13 protein-coding genes are annotated in these 16,223 nt (G+C 68.2%); 11 read left to right on the top strand and 2 right to left on the bottom strand.

Translation table 11 applies throughout. The annotated features are described in order from the left end of the window. Positions 1 to 182 precede the first annotated feature (182 nt). Positions 183 to 1,439, top strand: a complete 1,257-nt coding sequence (locus CFP71_RS09260) for an HNH endonuclease signature motif containing protein (protein ID WP_093933418.1) — start codon at positions 183 to 185, stop codon at positions 1,437 to 1,439. A 137-nt stretch (positions 1,440 to 1,576) separates the two neighbouring features. Here the strand turns inward: CFP71_RS09260 and CFP71_RS09265 are convergent, their stop codons facing one another. Continuing rightward, entirely contained in the window at positions 1,577 to 2,026 is a 450-nt protein-coding gene (locus tag CFP71_RS09265) for a MoaF C-terminal domain-containing protein (protein WP_093933419.1), read from the bottom strand. Positions 2,027 to 2,128: 102 nt separating this feature from the next. Continuing rightward, entirely contained in the window at positions 2,129 to 2,602 is a 474-nt protein-coding gene (locus tag CFP71_RS09270) for a carboxymuconolactone decarboxylase family protein (RefSeq protein WP_093933420.1), read from the bottom strand. A gap of 339 nt (positions 2,603 to 2,941) precedes the next feature. On the opposite strand from CFP71_RS09270, the gene CFP71_RS09275 reads away from it, so the two are divergent. The 10 genes from CFP71_RS09275 (at position 2,942) to CFP71_RS09320 (ending at position 16,185) form a co-directional block, all read left to right on the top strand. Continuing rightward, a complete protein-coding gene (locus CFP71_RS09275) occupies positions 2,942 to 3,823 on the top strand; it encodes an SIS domain-containing protein (protein ID WP_093933421.1) in 882 nt (293 codons plus the stop codon). 7 nt (positions 3,824 to 3,830) lie between these two features. Beyond that, complete coding sequence (locus CFP71_RS09280) at positions 3,831 to 4,733, top strand: 1-phosphofructokinase family hexose kinase (protein ID WP_093933422.1); 903 nt, start codon at positions 3,831 to 3,833, stop codon at positions 4,731 to 4,733. A gap of 11 nt (positions 4,734 to 4,744) precedes the next feature. Next, the gene (locus CFP71_RS09285; RefSeq protein WP_093933423.1) at positions 4,745 to 5,626 is read left to right on the top strand and encodes a class II fructose-bisphosphate aldolase; all 882 of its coding nucleotides are present in this window, start codon (positions 4,745 to 4,747) and stop codon (positions 5,624 to 5,626) included. An 81-nt stretch (positions 5,627 to 5,707) separates the two neighbouring features. Beyond that, positions 5,708 to 7,099 (top strand): ABC transporter substrate-binding protein, encoded by a 1,392-nt coding sequence (locus tag CFP71_RS09290; RefSeq protein WP_093933424.1) that lies wholly within the window; start codon positions 5,708 to 5,710, stop codon positions 7,097 to 7,099. Further along, positions 7,099 to 8,049, top strand: coding sequence for a carbohydrate ABC transporter permease (locus CFP71_RS09295; protein ID WP_093933425.1), 951 nt, complete (start codon positions 7,099 to 7,101; stop codon positions 8,047 to 8,049). Before CFP71_RS09290 ends, CFP71_RS09295 begins: the two co-directional genes overlap by 1 nt. Before the next feature lie 19 nt (positions 8,050 to 8,068). Then, positions 8,069 to 8,998 carry a carbohydrate ABC transporter permease gene (locus tag CFP71_RS09300; protein ID WP_093933426.1) on the top strand — a complete coding sequence of 310 codons (930 nt, stop codon included), beginning with the start codon at positions 8,069 to 8,071 and terminating at the stop codon, positions 8,996 to 8,998. A gap of 6 nt (positions 8,999 to 9,004) precedes the next feature. Then, positions 9,005 to 10,072 (top strand): ABC transporter ATP-binding protein, encoded by a 1,068-nt coding sequence (locus tag CFP71_RS09305; protein WP_093933427.1) that lies wholly within the window; start codon positions 9,005 to 9,007, stop codon positions 10,070 to 10,072. After that, a complete protein-coding gene (locus CFP71_RS09310) occupies positions 10,069 to 11,925 on the top strand; it encodes a DUF5107 domain-containing protein (RefSeq protein WP_093933428.1) in 1,857 nt (618 codons plus the stop codon). Before CFP71_RS09305 ends, CFP71_RS09310 begins: the two co-directional genes overlap by 4 nt. 126 nt (positions 11,926 to 12,051) lie before the next feature. Next, positions 12,052 to 12,837: a DeoR/GlpR family DNA-binding transcription regulator gene (locus CFP71_RS09315; protein ID WP_093933429.1), complete on the top strand. Its 786-nt coding sequence runs from the start codon at positions 12,052 to 12,054 to the stop codon at positions 12,835 to 12,837. Between the two features lie 216 nt (positions 12,838 to 13,053). Continuing rightward, positions 13,054 to 16,185 carry a TIM-barrel domain-containing protein gene (locus tag CFP71_RS09320; RefSeq protein ID WP_244199610.1) on the top strand — a complete coding sequence of 1,044 codons (3,132 nt, stop codon included), beginning with the start codon at positions 13,054 to 13,056 and terminating at the stop codon, positions 16,183 to 16,185. The last annotated feature ends 38 nt before the right edge of the window (positions 16,186 to 16,223 follow it).

Genomic DNA, 16,223 nt, shown 5'->3' on the forward strand with positions numbered 1-16,223 from the left:
CCTGGCAACGAAAGTGCTCGGCGTGGCCACATCGGCACGCTTGTCGATTTCAGGTACAGCGAAGTTTCGGTGAGAGTCGTGTCATCTGGTGCCCGTATTCGCGTCGAAACGAGCAATTTCACTTCGGTTTCCAGCCTGATATGTGTTAGCACAAGTGTTCGATCAGGAGTATTATCGACCTTGTGGCCAGCGACAACGCATCCCAGACGACGTCCGCCGAGTGGTGGCGCGTCGACACGGCTGCGCTGCATGCCCGCAAACAAGAGTTGGAAGTGTTGAAGCGTCGGTTGGATGCGGAGCAGAACGCGGTACTCGCGGAGATCAACAGTCGCGGGGTTCGCGGATGTAGTGGTCATTCGACGTTGGCCGCAATGATTTTCGAGGACTTCCATGTGACCGAGAAGGAAGCCAATGATCGCGCCGATCGGGTTCTCGCGTTGCATGCCGGTCCGTCCATCGGCGGAGACCCGACGCCTCCGCTCGCGCCGTTGACCGCTGAGGCGGCGGCCGAGGGAGCGATCGGCGGCTCGCAGATCGACGCGATCATCCGCACCCTGGCGAGGATCCCCTCCACGGTTTCGGAGGAGAGGGTGCGGGGCGGGGAGAAGATCCTGGTCGACCTCGCCCGCCATGCCGGACCTCGTCAGATCGCCAAGGCCGGTCGCCGGTTGCTGGACAAGCTCGATCCCGATGGGAAAGAGCCCCGCGACGAAGATCCCAAGGATGTGCGGCCGGAGTTGCGGTTCGTCAAGCACCGCGACGGCACGCTCGGTCTGAAGGGCACTCTGGACCTGGAAACCTACGCCCGGCTCAAGTCCGACCTCGACCCGATGGCCAAGCCCCACAAAGCCATCGATGGGGTGCGGGACTCCCGCACCCAAGACGAACGGTACGGGGATGCCTTCACCGACTATGTGCGGTTGAAGACCAGCAGCCGCAACCTTCCCGGCCAAGCGGGAGAAGCCACCCACATCCTGGTGACCATGTCCTACGAGGACCTGATCCGGGATATCGGCGAAGCGCACCTGGATCTGGTCGGTCCCATCAGTGCCACCGACGCTCGCATCCTCGCCTGCGATGCTCGCGTGCGGCCGGGTGTTCTCGGCACCGAGGGCGAACCCCTGGACATCGGCCGATCCAAACGGACAGTGTCGTTAGCGCAGAAGTACGCGCTCACCATCCGCGACGGCGGCTGCGCCTTCCCCGGCTGCGATATGCCGGTGCCACGCTGTACCGCTCACCACATCGTTTTCTGGCGGCACCACGGCGAAACGAAGATCGACAACCTCGTGCTCCTCTGCTCGAGACACCACCGGCTGATCCACCGCAGCGAATGGAAAGTCCGGATCGCCCAAGACGGTTTGCCGGAGTTCATCGCCCCCGCCTACCTCGACCCCACTGGGGAACCGAGGCGTAACACGATGCACCTGCGGACATAGGCCGAACCGATGGACATGACGTCCGAGCGCCACGTTCGAGACCGTGAGCACCCCATGCGTGGCCGATTGCGTTTCGCCGGCTACTTGCGTTCTCCAGCGCAGGCCACCACGCACGCGCAGCCGAACGAAAGCCCGCCTCAAGCCCGAGGCGCAGGGAAAGAAGGCCAGCCATGCGGCTTGTCCAGGATCTCGATGGTCGCCTGGTCGACCAGGAAGTACTGCCCACCGTCCTCGCGCGGATTCGTATAGGCCGCGGTGGCGACCAGGCGTTCGAAGTCCGCCATCACCGCGATGGGATAGCCGCCGTCGAAGACCTCGCCGTGCGCGGCGGTCGCGACGGTCCCGGTCTCGTACCAGGTCACGAAGTACTGAGCGGGACCGACCGCGAACACGCGCAGGGTCTTCTCCTTCTGCCGGACGCCGGTGAAATCGCCGGACACGCCTGTCCAGATCATCGTCGTCCTGTCCGCGTAGTGCTGCTCCAGCACGTTCCCCGAGCCGTAGTGGAAGTTCGCGCGCAGCCCGACGAGGTCGGTGCTGAGCTGATGGGTGCCGGTCACGGGGAAGAAACGGACGTCGAGTTCCACGGGCTGAACCTCCGGATGGGTCGCTGTTTCCGAAGGTTTAGCACCGGGGTCTCCCGGAATCGTTGTCCGGCAAGGCAATCCTCTTGTCCGTGAACGCGGGGCTCAGCCGAACATGCCGGGCTGGTAGTCGCCTGCCGGGGTCTGCGCGATGACGTTGAGCCGGTTGTAGGCGTTGATCGTGGCGACCAGCGCGATCAGGGCGCCGATCTGCTCGTCGTCGTAGTGCTTGCGCACCTGCGCCCAGGTCTCCTCGCTGACACCGCCGTGAGCGTCGGAGATGCGGGTGCCCTCCTCGGTGAGCGCCAGCGCGGCGCGCTCCGCCTCGGTGAACACGTTCGCCTCCCGCCAGGCGGCGACGAGGTTGAGCCGCACCGAGGTCTCGCCGGCGTGCGCGGCGTCCTTGCTGTGCATGTCGGTGCAGAAGCCGCAGCCGTTGATCTGGCTGGCGCGCAGCTTCACCAGTTCCTGGGTCGCGTGCGGCAGCGAGGACTCCTCGATCGGGCGGCTCGCGGCGCCGAGGCGCTTGACGAACTTGACGGCGACCTCGTTCTCGAACAGGTTGAAACGCGTTTCCATGATCTTCCCTCTCCGTCGGTTTCTGCACACATGACGATCGGGACGGAGAGGTTGTGACAGCTTTCGAAGTGACGCCGGTCACCGATGAAGAACGTCGGCGAGGATCTCGGCACCATCGACGACGCTGGGGCCCGGCCGGTTGAAGTAGGCAGGGCCGTCCAGGACGCGCACGGCCGGGAGGAGCGAGACGATCCGCATCCGTCCACGGTAGGTGACCAGCACATCCTGCACATCTGCGCGAGTCAATTGCGTGAAAGTGCGCTAACAGAGCATTGACGTTGCACAAAACTGCACCTAACGTGACAGCTATTGCGCACAACTGGCACGGATGGGGAGTTCATGAGCGGGACCTTCATGGCGGCGGAGATCGCGAGCCAGCCCGGATGCTGGCGGGACGCGGCGGCGCTGGCCTCGGCGAACAGTGAACTGCTGCCGCCGCCGGGCGCGCGGGTCGCGATCGTCGGCTGCGGCACGTCGTGGTTCATCGGCCAGGCGTACGCCGTCCTCCGCGAGTCCGCGGGGCTCGGCGAGACCGACGCCTTCGCCGCGTCGGAATTCCCGGAGGGCCGCGGCTACGACCACGTCGTGGCGCTGACCCGGTCGGGCACGACGACCGAGGTCCACGCCCTCCTGGCGAAGCTGCGGGGCAAGACGCCGACCATCGCGATCACCGGAGTGCCGCGCGAGATCGAGAGCGCCGCGGACACGATCGTCGACCTGTCCGTCGTGGACGAACGCTCGGTCGTGCAGACCCGCTTCGCCACGACGGCGCTGGCGATGCTGCGCGCGCACCTCGGCGAGGACCTGACCGCGGTCGCCGACCAGGCCGAACGCGTACTCGCCGAACCGCTGCCCGACGAACTGATCGGCGCGGAGCAGTTCAGCTTCCTCGGCACCGGCTGGTCCGTCGGCATCGCGAACGAAGCGGCGCTCAAGTTCCGCGAGGCCTGTCTACTGTGGACGGAGTCGTACCCGGCGTGGGATTACCGGCACGGCCCGATCAGCATCAGCGAACCCGGCCGCGTGACCTGGATGTTCGGGCAGGCGCCGGAAGGCCTGTCCGACGACGTCGCCCGCGCGGGCGGCTTGTTCGTCGAGAGCGGCCTGGACCCGCTCGCCGACCTGGTCCGCGCGCAGCGCGTCGCCGGGGCTATCGCCGCCCGCAAGGGGCTCGACCCGGACAACCCCCGCAGCCTCACGCGTTCCGTCGTCCTGACCTGAGGCCGTCGTGATCGTCACTGTCACGCCGAACACCGCGCTGGACGTCACGTACACAGTGGACGGTCTCCGGCCCGGCGGGGTGCACCGGGCGAGGGACGTGCGGCACCGGGCGGGCGGCAAGGGCGTCAACGTCGCCCGCGTACTGCGCGCGCTCGGCGCCGACGTCCGCGCGATCGTCACGGCGGGCGGGGCGACGGGAGCCACCGTCGAGAGCGACCTCGCGGCGGCGGGCATCCCGGCCGACGTCGTCCCGATCGGCGGGGAAACCCGGCGCACCACCACGGTCCTGGCGGACGACGGATCGGTGACGTTGCTGAACGAGCCCGGGCCCCGGCTCACCGAAAGCGAATGGCAAACGCTTGCGGCGGCCGTCCGAGCCCGGAAAACGGACGTGCTCGTCTGCTCGGGCAGCCTCCCGCCGGGCGCCGGGGGATACGCCGGCCTGCTCGGCAGCACACCGTCCATCTTGGACACCTCCGGCGAAGCGCTGCTCGCCGCCCTCTCCGCGAAGCCGTCCGTCGTCAAGCCGAACGCCGACGAACTGCGCGAGGTCACCGGCCTGCGGGACCCCGTGGCCGCCGCGACGGAACTCCGCGCGGCCGGGGCGGGGGCGGTCGTCGTCTCGCTCGGCCCCGAGGGACTGCTGGCGGTGACCGGGTCCGGCACCTGGCACGCGGCACCGTCCACCGTGCTCACCGGCAACACCACCGGCGCGGGCGACGCCGTCGTCGCGGCGCTCGCGCTGGGACTGAGCCGCGCCGAGGCCTGGCCGGACATCCTGCGCCGGGCCGTCGCCCTGTCCGGGGCGGCCGTGCTCGGCCCGCTAGCCGGCGACGTCGACCTCGCGCACTACCAAGCGGAACAGGGGCTGGTCGCCGTGAGCGCCCGGCCGGAGCAGGACACGACCTAGGAGAAACAGTCATGCCTCTGGTGGGAACCGGGGAGATCGTCGGAGCCGCCGCGGCGGCCCGGCACGGCTGCGGCGCGTTCAACGCAATCCAGCTCGAACACATCACCGCGATCATCGACGGCGCCGCCGCGGCGGAAGCGCCGGTCATCGTGCAGCTGAGCCAGAACGCGGTGAAGTACCACGGCTCGCTGGCGCCGGTCGGCACGGCGGCGCTCGCCGCGGCCAGGGAGGCCGCGATACCGGTCGCGGTGCACCTCGACCACGCCGAATCGGCCGACCTCGTCCGCGAGGCCGTCGCGCTCGGCTTCGGGTCCGTCATGTTCGACGCGTCCAAACTGGACTACACCGACAACGTCCGTGCGACGCGGGAGGTCGCCGCGTACTGCCACGATCACGGAGTGTGGGTCGAGGCCGAACTCGGCGAGGTCGGGGGCAAGGACGGCGTCCACGCGCCCGGCGCGCGCACCGATCCGGACGAGGCGGCGGAGTTCGTCGCGTCCACCGGTGTCGACGCGCTGGCGGTGGCGGTGGGCAGTTCGCACGCCATGCTCACGCGTGACGCCGCCTTGGACTTCGAGCTGATCGCACGGCTCCGGGACCGGGTGCCGGTACCGCTGGTGCTGCACGGCTCGTCGGGAGTCCCCGACGAGGGGCTGGCCGAAGCGGTGCGAGCGGGGATGACGAAGATCAATATCGCCACCCAGCTCAACAAGGTGTTCACCGCGGCTGTCGCGGACGATTGGCGTGCGCATCCGGAGCGGGTGGACCCGCGCAAGTACCTCGGCGCCGGACGTGCCGCTGTCGCCGTCGAGGTACGGCGGCTGCTGGAAGTGCTCAAGCTTGATCAGAGTGAACCGGTCAAGGTGACGATTGAGCAGACTTTGCGCGATTGAGTGTTGACATGTGCGTGAAACCTCACAAAACTGCGCAAGAACAAGCAGAACTTGTGTGATCTTCGATCCAGGTGGTGGCGGATGCGGGTAGGCAGGCTCACGGCATTGACAGCAGGCGCGGCGCTCCTGCTCGCGGGATGCGGCGGCGGGGACGCGGCCGGAGGCACCGGCGAGAACGCGCTCCCGGGCGTCGACCAGTTCCTCAACGCGCCCTGTCCCGAAGCGGGGGTGAAACCCGCTACGGACAAGGAATTCACGTACTGGTCCATGTGGACGGCCGACGAGCCGCAGGGCAAGGTCCTGCAGAAGGCCTTCAAATGCTTCCAGGAGAAGACCGGCGTCAAGGTCGACGTGCAGTGGCTGGGCCGCAAGGCCTACACCCAGAACCTGGTGCCCGCGCTGAACACCGACGCGGTGCCGGACCTGTTCGACCAGGACGTCAGCAAGGTCGGCGCCGCGATCATGACGCCCGGCGGCACGCAGAGCGTCGACGACGTGTTCGCGATGAAGGTCGGCGAGGGTGACAAGACCGTCAAGGACGTGCTTTCGCCCAGCTCGTACGACTTCCCGCAGAACAAGGACCGCGAGGGACACAACTTCATGGTCCCGTACACGATCCAGTCGAGCGCCTGGTGGTTCAACAAGGACACCGCGGGCGACATCCAGCAGCCGAAGACGATGGACGAGCTGATCGGCCTGTTCGACAAGGCCAAGACCGACGGCAAGGCCGCGATCAGCCTCGACGGCGACATCCCGTTCTACAACATGTACTTCTACACCCAGCTCGCCGAGCGCTACGTCGGCGCGGGCGGGATCTACAAGGCGGCGACCGACAAGACCGGCCAGGCGTGGAAGACCGAGCCCGGTTTCCTCAAGGCCGCCACCGAAACCGCGAAGCTGCCCAAGTACTTCATCGACGGCTGGGACGCGGCGAAGTTCCCGCAGGTGCAGCAGCGCTGGGCCGACGGCGACTCCCGGTTCCTCTACGTCGGCAGCTGGGCGCCGAGTGAGACCCGCGAGTACCTGGACAAGCAGGGCGCCGGAACCAAGATCAACTACGGCTCCTTCCAGTTCCCGATGCCCGAAGGCGCCACGCACGACACCGTCGAGCAGATGTCGATCGGCTTCTCGGTGACCAAGAAGGCCAAGCACGCCGAGGCGGCCAAGGCGTTCATCGCCTACTTCCTCAACAAGGACCTGCTTTCCGGGATCCCGGCGGTGGCCGACAACCTCGTCCCGCGCGCCGACCTCTCGGTGCCGGACGACCTCAAGCAGGTCAAGGCCGCGCTGGACGACCCGAAGAAGGAACACGTCCTGCAGTACGACGGGATCGACGGCATCGCCGGCGGCAAGTGGCAGACCGACGTCTTCGACCCCGCCGACATCGCGCTGCTGAAGGGCCAGATCACCCCGCAGCAGTTCGTCGACCAGCTCGCCACCAAGGGCGCCGAGTTCTGGAAGAACCAGGGCTGATGGCGACAGTCACGACTCCGGCGAAACCGCCGGCGCGGGCCGTGAAGGCCGGGGCGCACCTGAGTCGCAAGAAACGGCTGTTCTGGCCGTTCGCCGCGCCGGCGCTGGTGCTGTACCTGGCCTTCCTGGTCCTGCCGACGATCGCGACCGTCGTGCTGAGCTTCACCAGCTGGGCCGGGGCGGGGGACACGCCGGAACCCAACGGCGTCACCAACTACACGCAGATGGTTTCGAGCGACTCGTTCCAGTACGCCTTCCGCAACACGCTGATCTACGTGTTCCTCGGCGGGATCGGCACGTTCGCGCTCGCGTTCCTGTTCACCATGGTGCTGAGGGACATGAAGGGCGGCAAGATCGTCCGCGCCATCCTGTTCTTCCCGAACATCGTGGCGCCGGTGGCGCTCGGCATGTTCCTCGGCTTCGTGTTCAAGTACCAGCCGGGGAAACAGGGGCTGGCGAACTACGTGCTGGAAGGCCTCGGCGCGGACGCGGCGAAGTTCCTCGCACCGTCCAATGTGACCGGTGTGGTGACGGCTTCGCTGATCTGGGCCAGTTCGGGCTTCTACATCACCATCCTGATGGCCGCGGTCGACCGCATCCCGCCGTACCTCTTCGAGGACGCGGAACTGGGTGGCGCTTCGCCGTGGCAGAAGTTCAAGAACATCACGCTGCCGATGACCTGGGACGTCGTCGGTGTCGCGGGGGTGCTGTGGACGATCAACGCGCTCAAGATCTTCGAGCTCGTGTTCGTGCTGGCCGGTCCGGGCACCTACGCCCCGCCCAACGAGGCGTGGACGCTGGGGATCTACGTGTTCGACCGGACCTTCGGCTCGAACGGCACCCCGGACTTCGGTGCCGCCTGCGCCTGCGCGGTGGCGATGATCGCGCTGGTGTCCGTGCTCGTGGTCCTGCTCCGTCGTTTGATGCGCCGTGACGCGATCCAGTTCTGAGTTGTCTATGGGAGACGAAATGTCCGTCACCGACGTCGAGGCGCCCGCGCGGCGACCGGCGAAACCGGTGCGTAAGCCGCCGCGCAAACCGCGGCCGGCGCCCGGTTCGAAACGGTTCAGCCCGTTGCGCGTCGTGGGTTCCGCGATCGTGTGGCTGTTCACCGCGGGCAATATCCTGGTGCTGTACTGGCTGCTGACGGCGTCGTTCAAGACGCCGGTGGAGATCTTCACCAAGCCGTTCGACCTGCCGTACCAGTGGTTCAAGGTCGGCAAGCCGTTCCGGAACTTCATCTACGCCTGGAACAACGCCGGTTTCGGCGACGCCGTGCTCACCACGGTGGTCCTGGTCGGGCTGGCGACTGTCGTGACGGTCGCCGTGTCGGCGCCCTGCGCGTACGCCCTCACCCGCCTCGGTGTCCGCGGCGCCGGGCCGATGACGAACGTCGTCGCGATCGGCATGGGCGTGCCGTTCCAGACCGTGATCATCCCGCTGTTCGTGGTGCTCAGCAAGATCCACCTGGACAACGAGTACGGCCTGTTCGTGCTGTACGTGGCCCTGTCCATCCCGTTCACGGTGTTCCTGATGACCGGGTTCTTCCGGTCGCTGCCGGACGAACTGGAGGAGGCGGCCGCGCTCGACGGCGCGTCGCCGATGCGCACGTTCTTCTCGGTCATGCTGCCGCTGACCCGCGGCGGCATGATCACCGCGCTGACGCTGAACGCCATCGGCTTGTGGAACGAGACGCTGCTGGCGATCGTGTTCCTCAAGGACCAGGCGCATTTCACGCTCTCCCGCGCGCTCTTCACCTTCTACGGGGCCGCGAGCTACCAGTCGGAGTACGGCGGACTGATCGCCGGTGTGGCGATCGTCGTGCTCCCGATGCTGGTGCTCTACCTCGTGCTCGCCCGCCGGATCATCACCGGCCTGACCCTCGGCGCCGGAAAGTAGGACCTGATGGCCACCGTGACCTTCTCCGACACCACCCGGTTCTACGCCGGGGTGGAACGACCGGCCGTCGACGGCCTCGACCTCGAAGTCGCCGACGGCGAATTCCTGGTGCTGGTCGGCCCGTCCGGCTGCGGGAAGTCGACCACGCTGCGGATGCTGGCCGGGCTGGAAGGCGTCGACGACGGCTCCATCCACATCGGCGACCGCGACGTCACCGAGCTGCCGCCGAAGGACCGGGACATCGCGATGGTGTTCCAGAACTACGCGCTCTACCCGCATATGACGGTCGGGGAGAACATCGGCTTCCACCTGAAGCTGGCCAAGATGCCCAAGGCCGAACGCGAACGCAAGGTCGCGGAGGCCGCGGCCGTGCTCGACCTGACCGAGTACCTGGACCGCAAGCCCGCGAAACTGTCCGGCGGTCAGCGGCAGCGCGTCGCGATGGGGCGCGCGATCGTGCGCGAGCCCAGCGTGTTCCTGATGGACGAACCACTGTCCAACCTGGACGCGAAGCTCCGGGTGCAGACGCGGACCCAGATCGCTTCCCTGCAAAGGCGGCTGGGCATCACCACCCTCTACGTCACGCACGACCAGGTCGAGGCGATGACCATGGGGGACAGGGTCGCCGTGCTGAAGGACGGGATCCTGCAACAGTGCGACACCCCCGTCGGGCTGTTCGCCAAACCGGTCAACGTGTTCGTCGCCGGATTCATCGGCTCGCCCGCGATGAACCTGCTGGAGACCACTGTGGACAGTGACGGCGCCGTCGCCGGTGGCACGCGGCTCCCGCTGACCCCGGCGCAGCGTTCGGCGCTGACCGGCCCCGGCATCGTCGTCGGTGTCCGGCCCGAAGGCTGGACGATCGGTGACGGCGGTTTCGAAGCCGTCGTCGAGGTCGTCGAGGAACTGGGCAGCGACCAGTACCTTTACTGCCGGGACGGCGACCGCGTGCTGACCGTCCGCACCCCGGGGATGGCCCCGTGGCAGCGCGGCGAGCCGATCTCCCTGACCCCGCAACCGGGCTCGGTGCACCTGTTCGACGCCGCGACCGGCGATCGGCTCCCGGACGCATGACCCGCCTGTACCGCACCGGGCTGGTGCTCCCGGCCGCCGAGCTGGGGCCGGAAAACCCGCTGCCGCCGCTCCGGAAACCCGAAGCGGTGGCGAAGGTGTCCAATGTGGACGAGCTGCCGCCGGACCTGGCGGAGAACATCGGGTACGGTCGCCTGGACACCACGCTGCCGTGCCTGCTTCAGGACGGCTACACCCGCGAGCGCGCCGAACGTGAGCTCCCGGCGGTGGTGCTGGAGAACGACAAGCTCCGCGCCACCGTGCTGCCGTCGCTCGGCGGACGGCTGTATTCGCTGATCCACAAGGCGACCGGCCGTGAGCTGCTCTATCGCAACCCGGTGTTCCAGCCCGCGAACCTCGCCCTGCGGGACGCGTGGTTCGCGGGCGGTGTCGAGTGGAACCTCGGGAGCACCGGGCATACGACGCTGACCTGCGAGCCGATGTTCGCCGCGGAGATCGAGGGCCCGGACGGCACGCCGGTGCTGCGGCTGTGGGAGTGGGAACGCACCCGCGATCTGCCGTACCAGGTGGACTTCTGGCTGCCCGAGGACTCGGAGCACCTGCTGGTGGCGGTGCGGGTGCGGAATCCGCATCCCTACGACGTCCCGGTGTACTGGTGGTCGAACATCGCGGTACCGCAGAACGAGGGCACCCGCGTGCTGGCGCCTGCGACACAAGCATGGCACTACGGCTATTCGGGACGTCTCGACCTCGTCGACGTCCCCGGCGAGCTGACGTACCCGGCCCGTGCCGAGGCCGCGGCGGACTACTTCTTCGAGGTGACGGGGAGACCGTGGGTCGCCGCCGTCGAACCGGACGGAACCGGGCTGGCCCAGCTGTCCACCGAACGATTGCGCGGCCGGAAGCTGTTCCTGTGGGGTGAATCCGCCGGTGGGCGCCGCTGGCAGGAGTGGCTGGCGCCCGGCGTCGGTGGCTACCTGGAGATCCAGGCCGGGCTGGCCCGCACCCAGCTGGAACACCTGCGGTTGCCGCCGGGGGAGAGCTGGGACTGGCTGGAGGCCTACGGTCCGGTCACCGCGGATCCCGCCGCGGCGCACGGGGACGACTGGACGGCGGCACGCGAAGCCGTCGCCGCCGGTCTGCCGTCGGCCGAAACCCTGGACGGGTACCACGACGATTGGCGGAAGATCGCCGACGTCACCCCGGAATCCTTCCTGGCCGCCGGTTCCGGCTGGGGAGCGCTGGAGAACCGCCGGGCGCCGATGTGCCTGCCCGGCACGCCGTTCCCGGACGATTCGCTGGGGCCGGACCAGGAGCCGTGGCTCGCGTTGCTCGACGGGACCCCGCCGGACGGCGATCCGCTCGCCGTGCCGCCGCCGACGCTGGTGAACCGGTACTGGGCGGATCTCATGGAGTACGCCCCGAAGAACTGGCTGACCTGGTATCACCGCGGCGTCGCGCACTGGGCGGCCGGACGGCAGTCGGACGCGGTCCGCGCCTGGCGCGAGTCCGTCTCGGCGGACGAGAACCCTTGGGCGCTGCGGAATCTCGCGGTCGCCACGGCCGGGCACGAAGCGGCCTGGCTGTACCGGCGGGCGGTCGCTCTCGCGCCGTCGCTGAGGCCTTTGGTGGTCGAGGCGATCGCGGCGCAACTCGCCGCCGGGCTACCGGACGAGGCTGACCGATTGCTGGCCGGGCTTCCGGTGGAAGGGCGGACCGCCTTGCTGACCGCTCGCACCCGGCTCGCCCTCGGGGACGTCGCCGGGGCCAAGGACGTCTACGACACCGGTTTCGAGGTCGCGAACCTCAGGGAAGGGGAGACGTCTTTGTCCGACACCTGGGCGGCGGTTTCGGACGAACCGCTGCCCGAACAGCACGACTTCCGGATGAAGTGACCGGCCGGGCCACTCGACCGGCGTGCCGCACGCGGCGGACAACCGCGATGCAGCATACTGCTCGAAACAGTGGCCAACAGCGCAACACCATGCGCGATAGGCCGCAGCGAGCTAGGAGTGGCGCCGATGGCCCGGCACGAACGGCTGAGCACCCTGCTGGACCTGCTGGGGCAGCGGGAGAAGATCGACGTCGAGGACGTGGCCGAGGAGTTGAACGTCTCCGCGGCGACGATCCGGCGCGACCTCGATCACCTGGCGGAGCAACAGTTGCTCACCCGCACCAGGGGTGGCGCGGTGGCCAACGACCTCGCCTACGATCTGCCGTTGCGGTACAAGACCGCGCGGCATGTGCCCGAAAAGCAGCGGATCAGTGTCGCCGCGGCGTCGCTCGTGGCGCAGGGCATGGTCGTCGGCCTCAACGGCGGGACGACGACGGCCGGGGTCGCACGGTCCCTGGCCACCCGGTCGGATCTGGCGGGCCGGGGTGATTCGCCGGGGCTGACGGTGGTCACCAACGCGCTGAACATCGCGCACGAACTCGCGGTGCGGCCGCATGTGAAGATCGTGGTCACCGGCGGGGTCGCGCGTCCGCAGTCGTTCGAGCTCAGCGGTCCGCTGGCCACCCGCGTGCTGAGCGAACTGACGATCGACCTGCTGTTCCTCGGGGTCGACGCGTTCGATGCCGAGGCCGGCGCCTTCGCTCACCACGAGGGTGAGGCGAGTATCAACCGGCTGATGGTCGAACGCGCGGAACGCGTCGTCGCCGTCGCCGACGGTTCGAAGCTGGGCCGTCGCGCGTTCGCGCGGATCTGCGCGACGCCGCAGGTACACGCCCTCGTCACGGATTCCAACGCCGATCCGAAGGTGCTGCGGGCTTTCGAAGCCGCCGGGGTCGAGGTTCAGGCGGTCTGACCCGCTCCGTTCCCGAGTGTCATGAAAGGGGCTTTCAGGACGAAATCTGTCCTGAAAGCCCCTTTCATGACATCCAGGGTACGAAGACTTCCTGCCACATAAGGATCTTCGTCCGACCCGACGAAAGTCGGCAGCACCGCTTCGGCGGATGACTTTGCGCGAACCGTGCGCTATACAGAGACCCTATTGCGTATTCATGCGCGAAAGGTGTCTTGAATGAGCAGAGTTGCGCAATCCCTGAGTTCGCTGGCTGCAGTGGCCCTTCTCGGGCTTTCCCCGGTCGCCGCCCACGCCGATCCGGCCGCGGCCGCGGCGGGCAAGCTGGGCGATCTGACCGGGATCTCCGCCGACGGCCCCACGGTCACCCTGAATTCGGGGAGCGACGCGGTTCGCGTCAGCTTCCCGGCCGAAGGCGCCGTCCGGGTCTGGCTCGGGCCGGACGGCAAGTTCACCGACCCGGCCGGGAGCAAGATCGTGCTGCCGCGCACCGGCGAGGTCACGCCGAAGAAGGTCGACAAGGGGGACTACTGGGCTGTTTCCACGGCCAAGGCCACGCTGCGGGCGTACAAGCACCCGATGCGGCTCGCGCTGTACGACGGCGCGGACCGCAAGCGCCTCTGGGAGGAATCGGCGCCGCTGTCCTGGACCGACAAAGCGACCACGCAGACCCTGGCGCGGACGGCGACCGAGCAGTTCGTCGGCGGAGGCGAGCAGAACGGCCGCTTCAGCCACCGCGACCAGACCATCCGGATCTTCGCGGACTACAACTGGAATGACGGCGGGGCCCCGAATTCGCAGCCGTTCTACGCCTCGACGGCGGGATACGGCGTGCTGCGCAACACCTTCGCGCAAGGCAAGTACGCCTTCACCGAGCCGGTGCGCACCACGCACGACGAGCGCCGCTTCGACGCGACTTACGTCGTCGGCAACGGGCTCAAGGACGTCATCACCGGCTACACCGACCTGGTCGGGAAGCCGTTCCTGCCCCCGCTCTACGGGCTGGAGCACGGCGACGCCGACTGCTATCTGCACAACGCCAACCGCGGCGAGCGGCACACGCTGGACGCGGTGAAGGTCGCCGAGGGCTACACCGAGCACGGGATGCCCAACGGCTGGATGCTCGTCAACGACGGTTACGGCTGCGGGTACGAAAACCTCCAGCAGACCGGCGAAGGCCTCCGCAAGAACAACATGCAGCTCGGGCTGTGGACCGAGAACGGTGTCCCGAACCAGGTCGAAGAGGTCAAGGCCGGGGTCCGGGTCCGCAAACTCGACGTCGCGTGGGTCGGCCCCGGCTATCAGTTCGCGCTCGACGCGTGCGACACCGCGCACAAGGGCATCGAGGACAACAGCGACGCGCGCGGCTTCGTCTGGACACCGGTGAGCTGGGCGGGCGCGCAGCGTTGCGGCGTGCTGTGGAGCGGCGACCAGGCCGGCTCCTACGACTACATCAAGTGGCAGATCCCGACCTACGCCGGCGCGACGACCTCGGGAATCGCGTACAACACCGGCGACATCGACGGCATCTTCGGCGGCAGCCCGCAGACCTACGTCCGCGACCTGCAGTGGAAGGCCTTCCTGCCGGTCTCGATGACGATGGACGGCTGGGCCGCTTCGGACAAGCAGCCGTGGAAGTACGGCGAGCCGTTCACCTCGATCAACCGCAAGTACCTGCTGCTCAAGGAACGGCTGCTGCCCTACACCTACAGCCATTCGGTGGACGCGCACGCCACCGGCGTCGGCCAGGTCCGCCCGCTCGCGCTCGAATACCCCGACGACCCGAACGTCTGGGGCGAGAAGGCGAAGTACGAGTTCCTGTCCGGCAAGGACTTCCTCGTCGCGCCGGTGTACGAGAACTCCACCGTCCGCAACGGCATCTACCTGCCGAAGGGCACCTGGGTCGACTACTGGAGCGGCAAGACCTACACCGGGCCGACCACTGTGGACGGTTACGACGCGCCGCTCGACACGCTGCCGTTGTTCGTCCGCGCCGGTGCCGTGGTGCCGATGTGGGCCGAGGGCACGAAGTCGTGGCAGACCCGGGACAAGGGCGTGCTCGACCTCGACGTCTACCCGCAGGGCAAGGGCTCGTTCACGCTCACCGAAGACGACGGCGTGACCAGGGCGTACAAGAACGGTGACCAGGCGAAGCAGACCTTCACCGTCGACGCGCCGACGTCCGGGCTGGGAACGGTGACTGTCGGGATCGGCGCGAGTTCCGGTTCCTACGCCGGAAAGCCCGCGTCGCGGAACTACCAGCTGACCGTCCACACGGGAAGCAAGCCCGCGACCGTCCTCGCCGGGACCTCGATCCTGCGGCAGTACGGCAGCGAGGCCGAACTGGACGCGGCGCCGTCGGGCTGGTGGTTCGATCCGGCCACCGGCGGGGTCGCCAGGGTGAAGACCGGCAAGATCGGCGCCGGTGACCGCCAGGACGTCCGGCTGTTCGGCACGAGCGCGGTCGGCGGGATCTTCCCCGAGGACCGCAACGGTTCGGTCGCCCTGTCCGTGCCGGCGGTCGCCGGTCCCGGGCAGACCGCGACGGGCACGCTGAGCTTCACCAACGGCACGCCGCTGCCGGTCCGTGATGTCACGTTCTCCTTGCCCGCCAACGGCTTCCGCGTCGAGGTGCCCGCCGGGCCGCGACTGGTGATGCCCGGCAAGACCGTCCAGGTCCCGGTCAAGGTGACGCCGGACGCGGGGATCAAACCGGACGACTACCAGCTCACCGCGTCGGCGTCGTACAAGGCGCGGCTCGGGGAGAACCGGGTCACCGACTCGGTGACGGTCACCGTCCCGCACGGTTCGCTCGCCGCGGCCTACGGCAACGTCGGCGTCACCGACGCGGCTCACGTCGCGGTGGGGGACATCGACGGCGGCGGCAGCAGTCTCCGGGCCGAAGGTCTCGCCGAAGCCGGTCTCAAACCCGGAGCGGGCTTCACCGCCCTCGGTGCTCAGCTGACCTGGCCGGAAACCGGCACCGGACAGAAGGACAACGTCCTCGCGTCCGGTCAGACCATCGCGGTGCGGGGGACGGGCGGCAAGCTGGTGCTGACGGGGACCGGAACGGGCACGGCGAAGGGCACCGTCGTCGTCCGCTACGCCGACGGCACCACGAGTCAGGCCGAACTCGGCTTCCCCAACTGGTGCTGCGCCGATCCCGCCCAGTACGGTGCGACGACGGTGGCGACCGTGATGGGCAAGAACACCCGCGCCGGGGCGGCCTATCCGACCACGCCGTACCGGGTGTTCGCGAACTCCGTCCCGCTGACCGCGGGGAAGGAGGTCGTCGCGGTGACGCTTCCGTCCAACACCGCGATGCACGTGTTCGCGGCGGGTATCGCGTGACGTCTCGTGAGTGGTGAGGACGGTTAGAACCGTCCTCA

The sequence above is a fragment of the Amycolatopsis thailandensis genome, assembly GCF_002234405.1.
In the GTDB taxonomy this organism is placed as follows: domain Bacteria; phylum Actinomycetota; class Actinomycetes; order Mycobacteriales; family Pseudonocardiaceae; genus Amycolatopsis; species Amycolatopsis thailandensis.

What these genes read in the sequence shown, in the direction of transcription:
- CFP71_RS09295 (WP_093933425.1), top strand. Translation starts at nt 7,099, where the DNA reads ATGGCGACAGTCACGACTCCGGCGAAACCGCCGGCGCGGGCCGTGAAG.
- CFP71_RS09275 (WP_093933421.1), top strand. Translation starts at nt 2,942, where the DNA reads ATGAGCGGGACCTTCATGGCGGCGGAGATCGCGAGCCAGCCCGGATGC.
- CFP71_RS09300 (WP_093933426.1), top strand. Translation starts at nt 8,069, where the DNA reads ATGTCCGTCACCGACGTCGAGGCGCCCGCGCGGCGACCGGCGAAACCG.
- CFP71_RS09310 (WP_093933428.1), top strand. Translation starts at nt 10,069, where the DNA reads ATGACCCGCCTGTACCGCACCGGGCTGGTGCTCCCGGCCGCCGAGCTG.
- CFP71_RS09305 (WP_093933427.1), top strand. Translation starts at nt 9,005, where the DNA reads ATGGCCACCGTGACCTTCTCCGACACCACCCGGTTCTACGCCGGGGTG.
- CFP71_RS09320 (WP_244199610.1), top strand. Translation starts at nt 13,054, where the DNA reads ATGAGCAGAGTTGCGCAATCCCTGAGTTCGCTGGCTGCAGTGGCCCTT.
- CFP71_RS09270 (WP_093933420.1), bottom strand. Translation starts at nt 2,602, where the DNA reads ATGGAAACGCGTTTCAACCTGTTCGAGAACGAGGTCGCCGTCAAGTTC.
- CFP71_RS09285 (WP_093933423.1), top strand. Translation starts at nt 4,745, where the DNA reads ATGCCTCTGGTGGGAACCGGGGAGATCGTCGGAGCCGCCGCGGCGGCC.
- CFP71_RS09290 (WP_093933424.1), top strand. Translation starts at nt 5,708, where the DNA reads ATGCGGGTAGGCAGGCTCACGGCATTGACAGCAGGCGCGGCGCTCCTG.
- CFP71_RS09315 (WP_093933429.1), top strand. Translation starts at nt 12,052, where the DNA reads ATGGCCCGGCACGAACGGCTGAGCACCCTGCTGGACCTGCTGGGGCAG.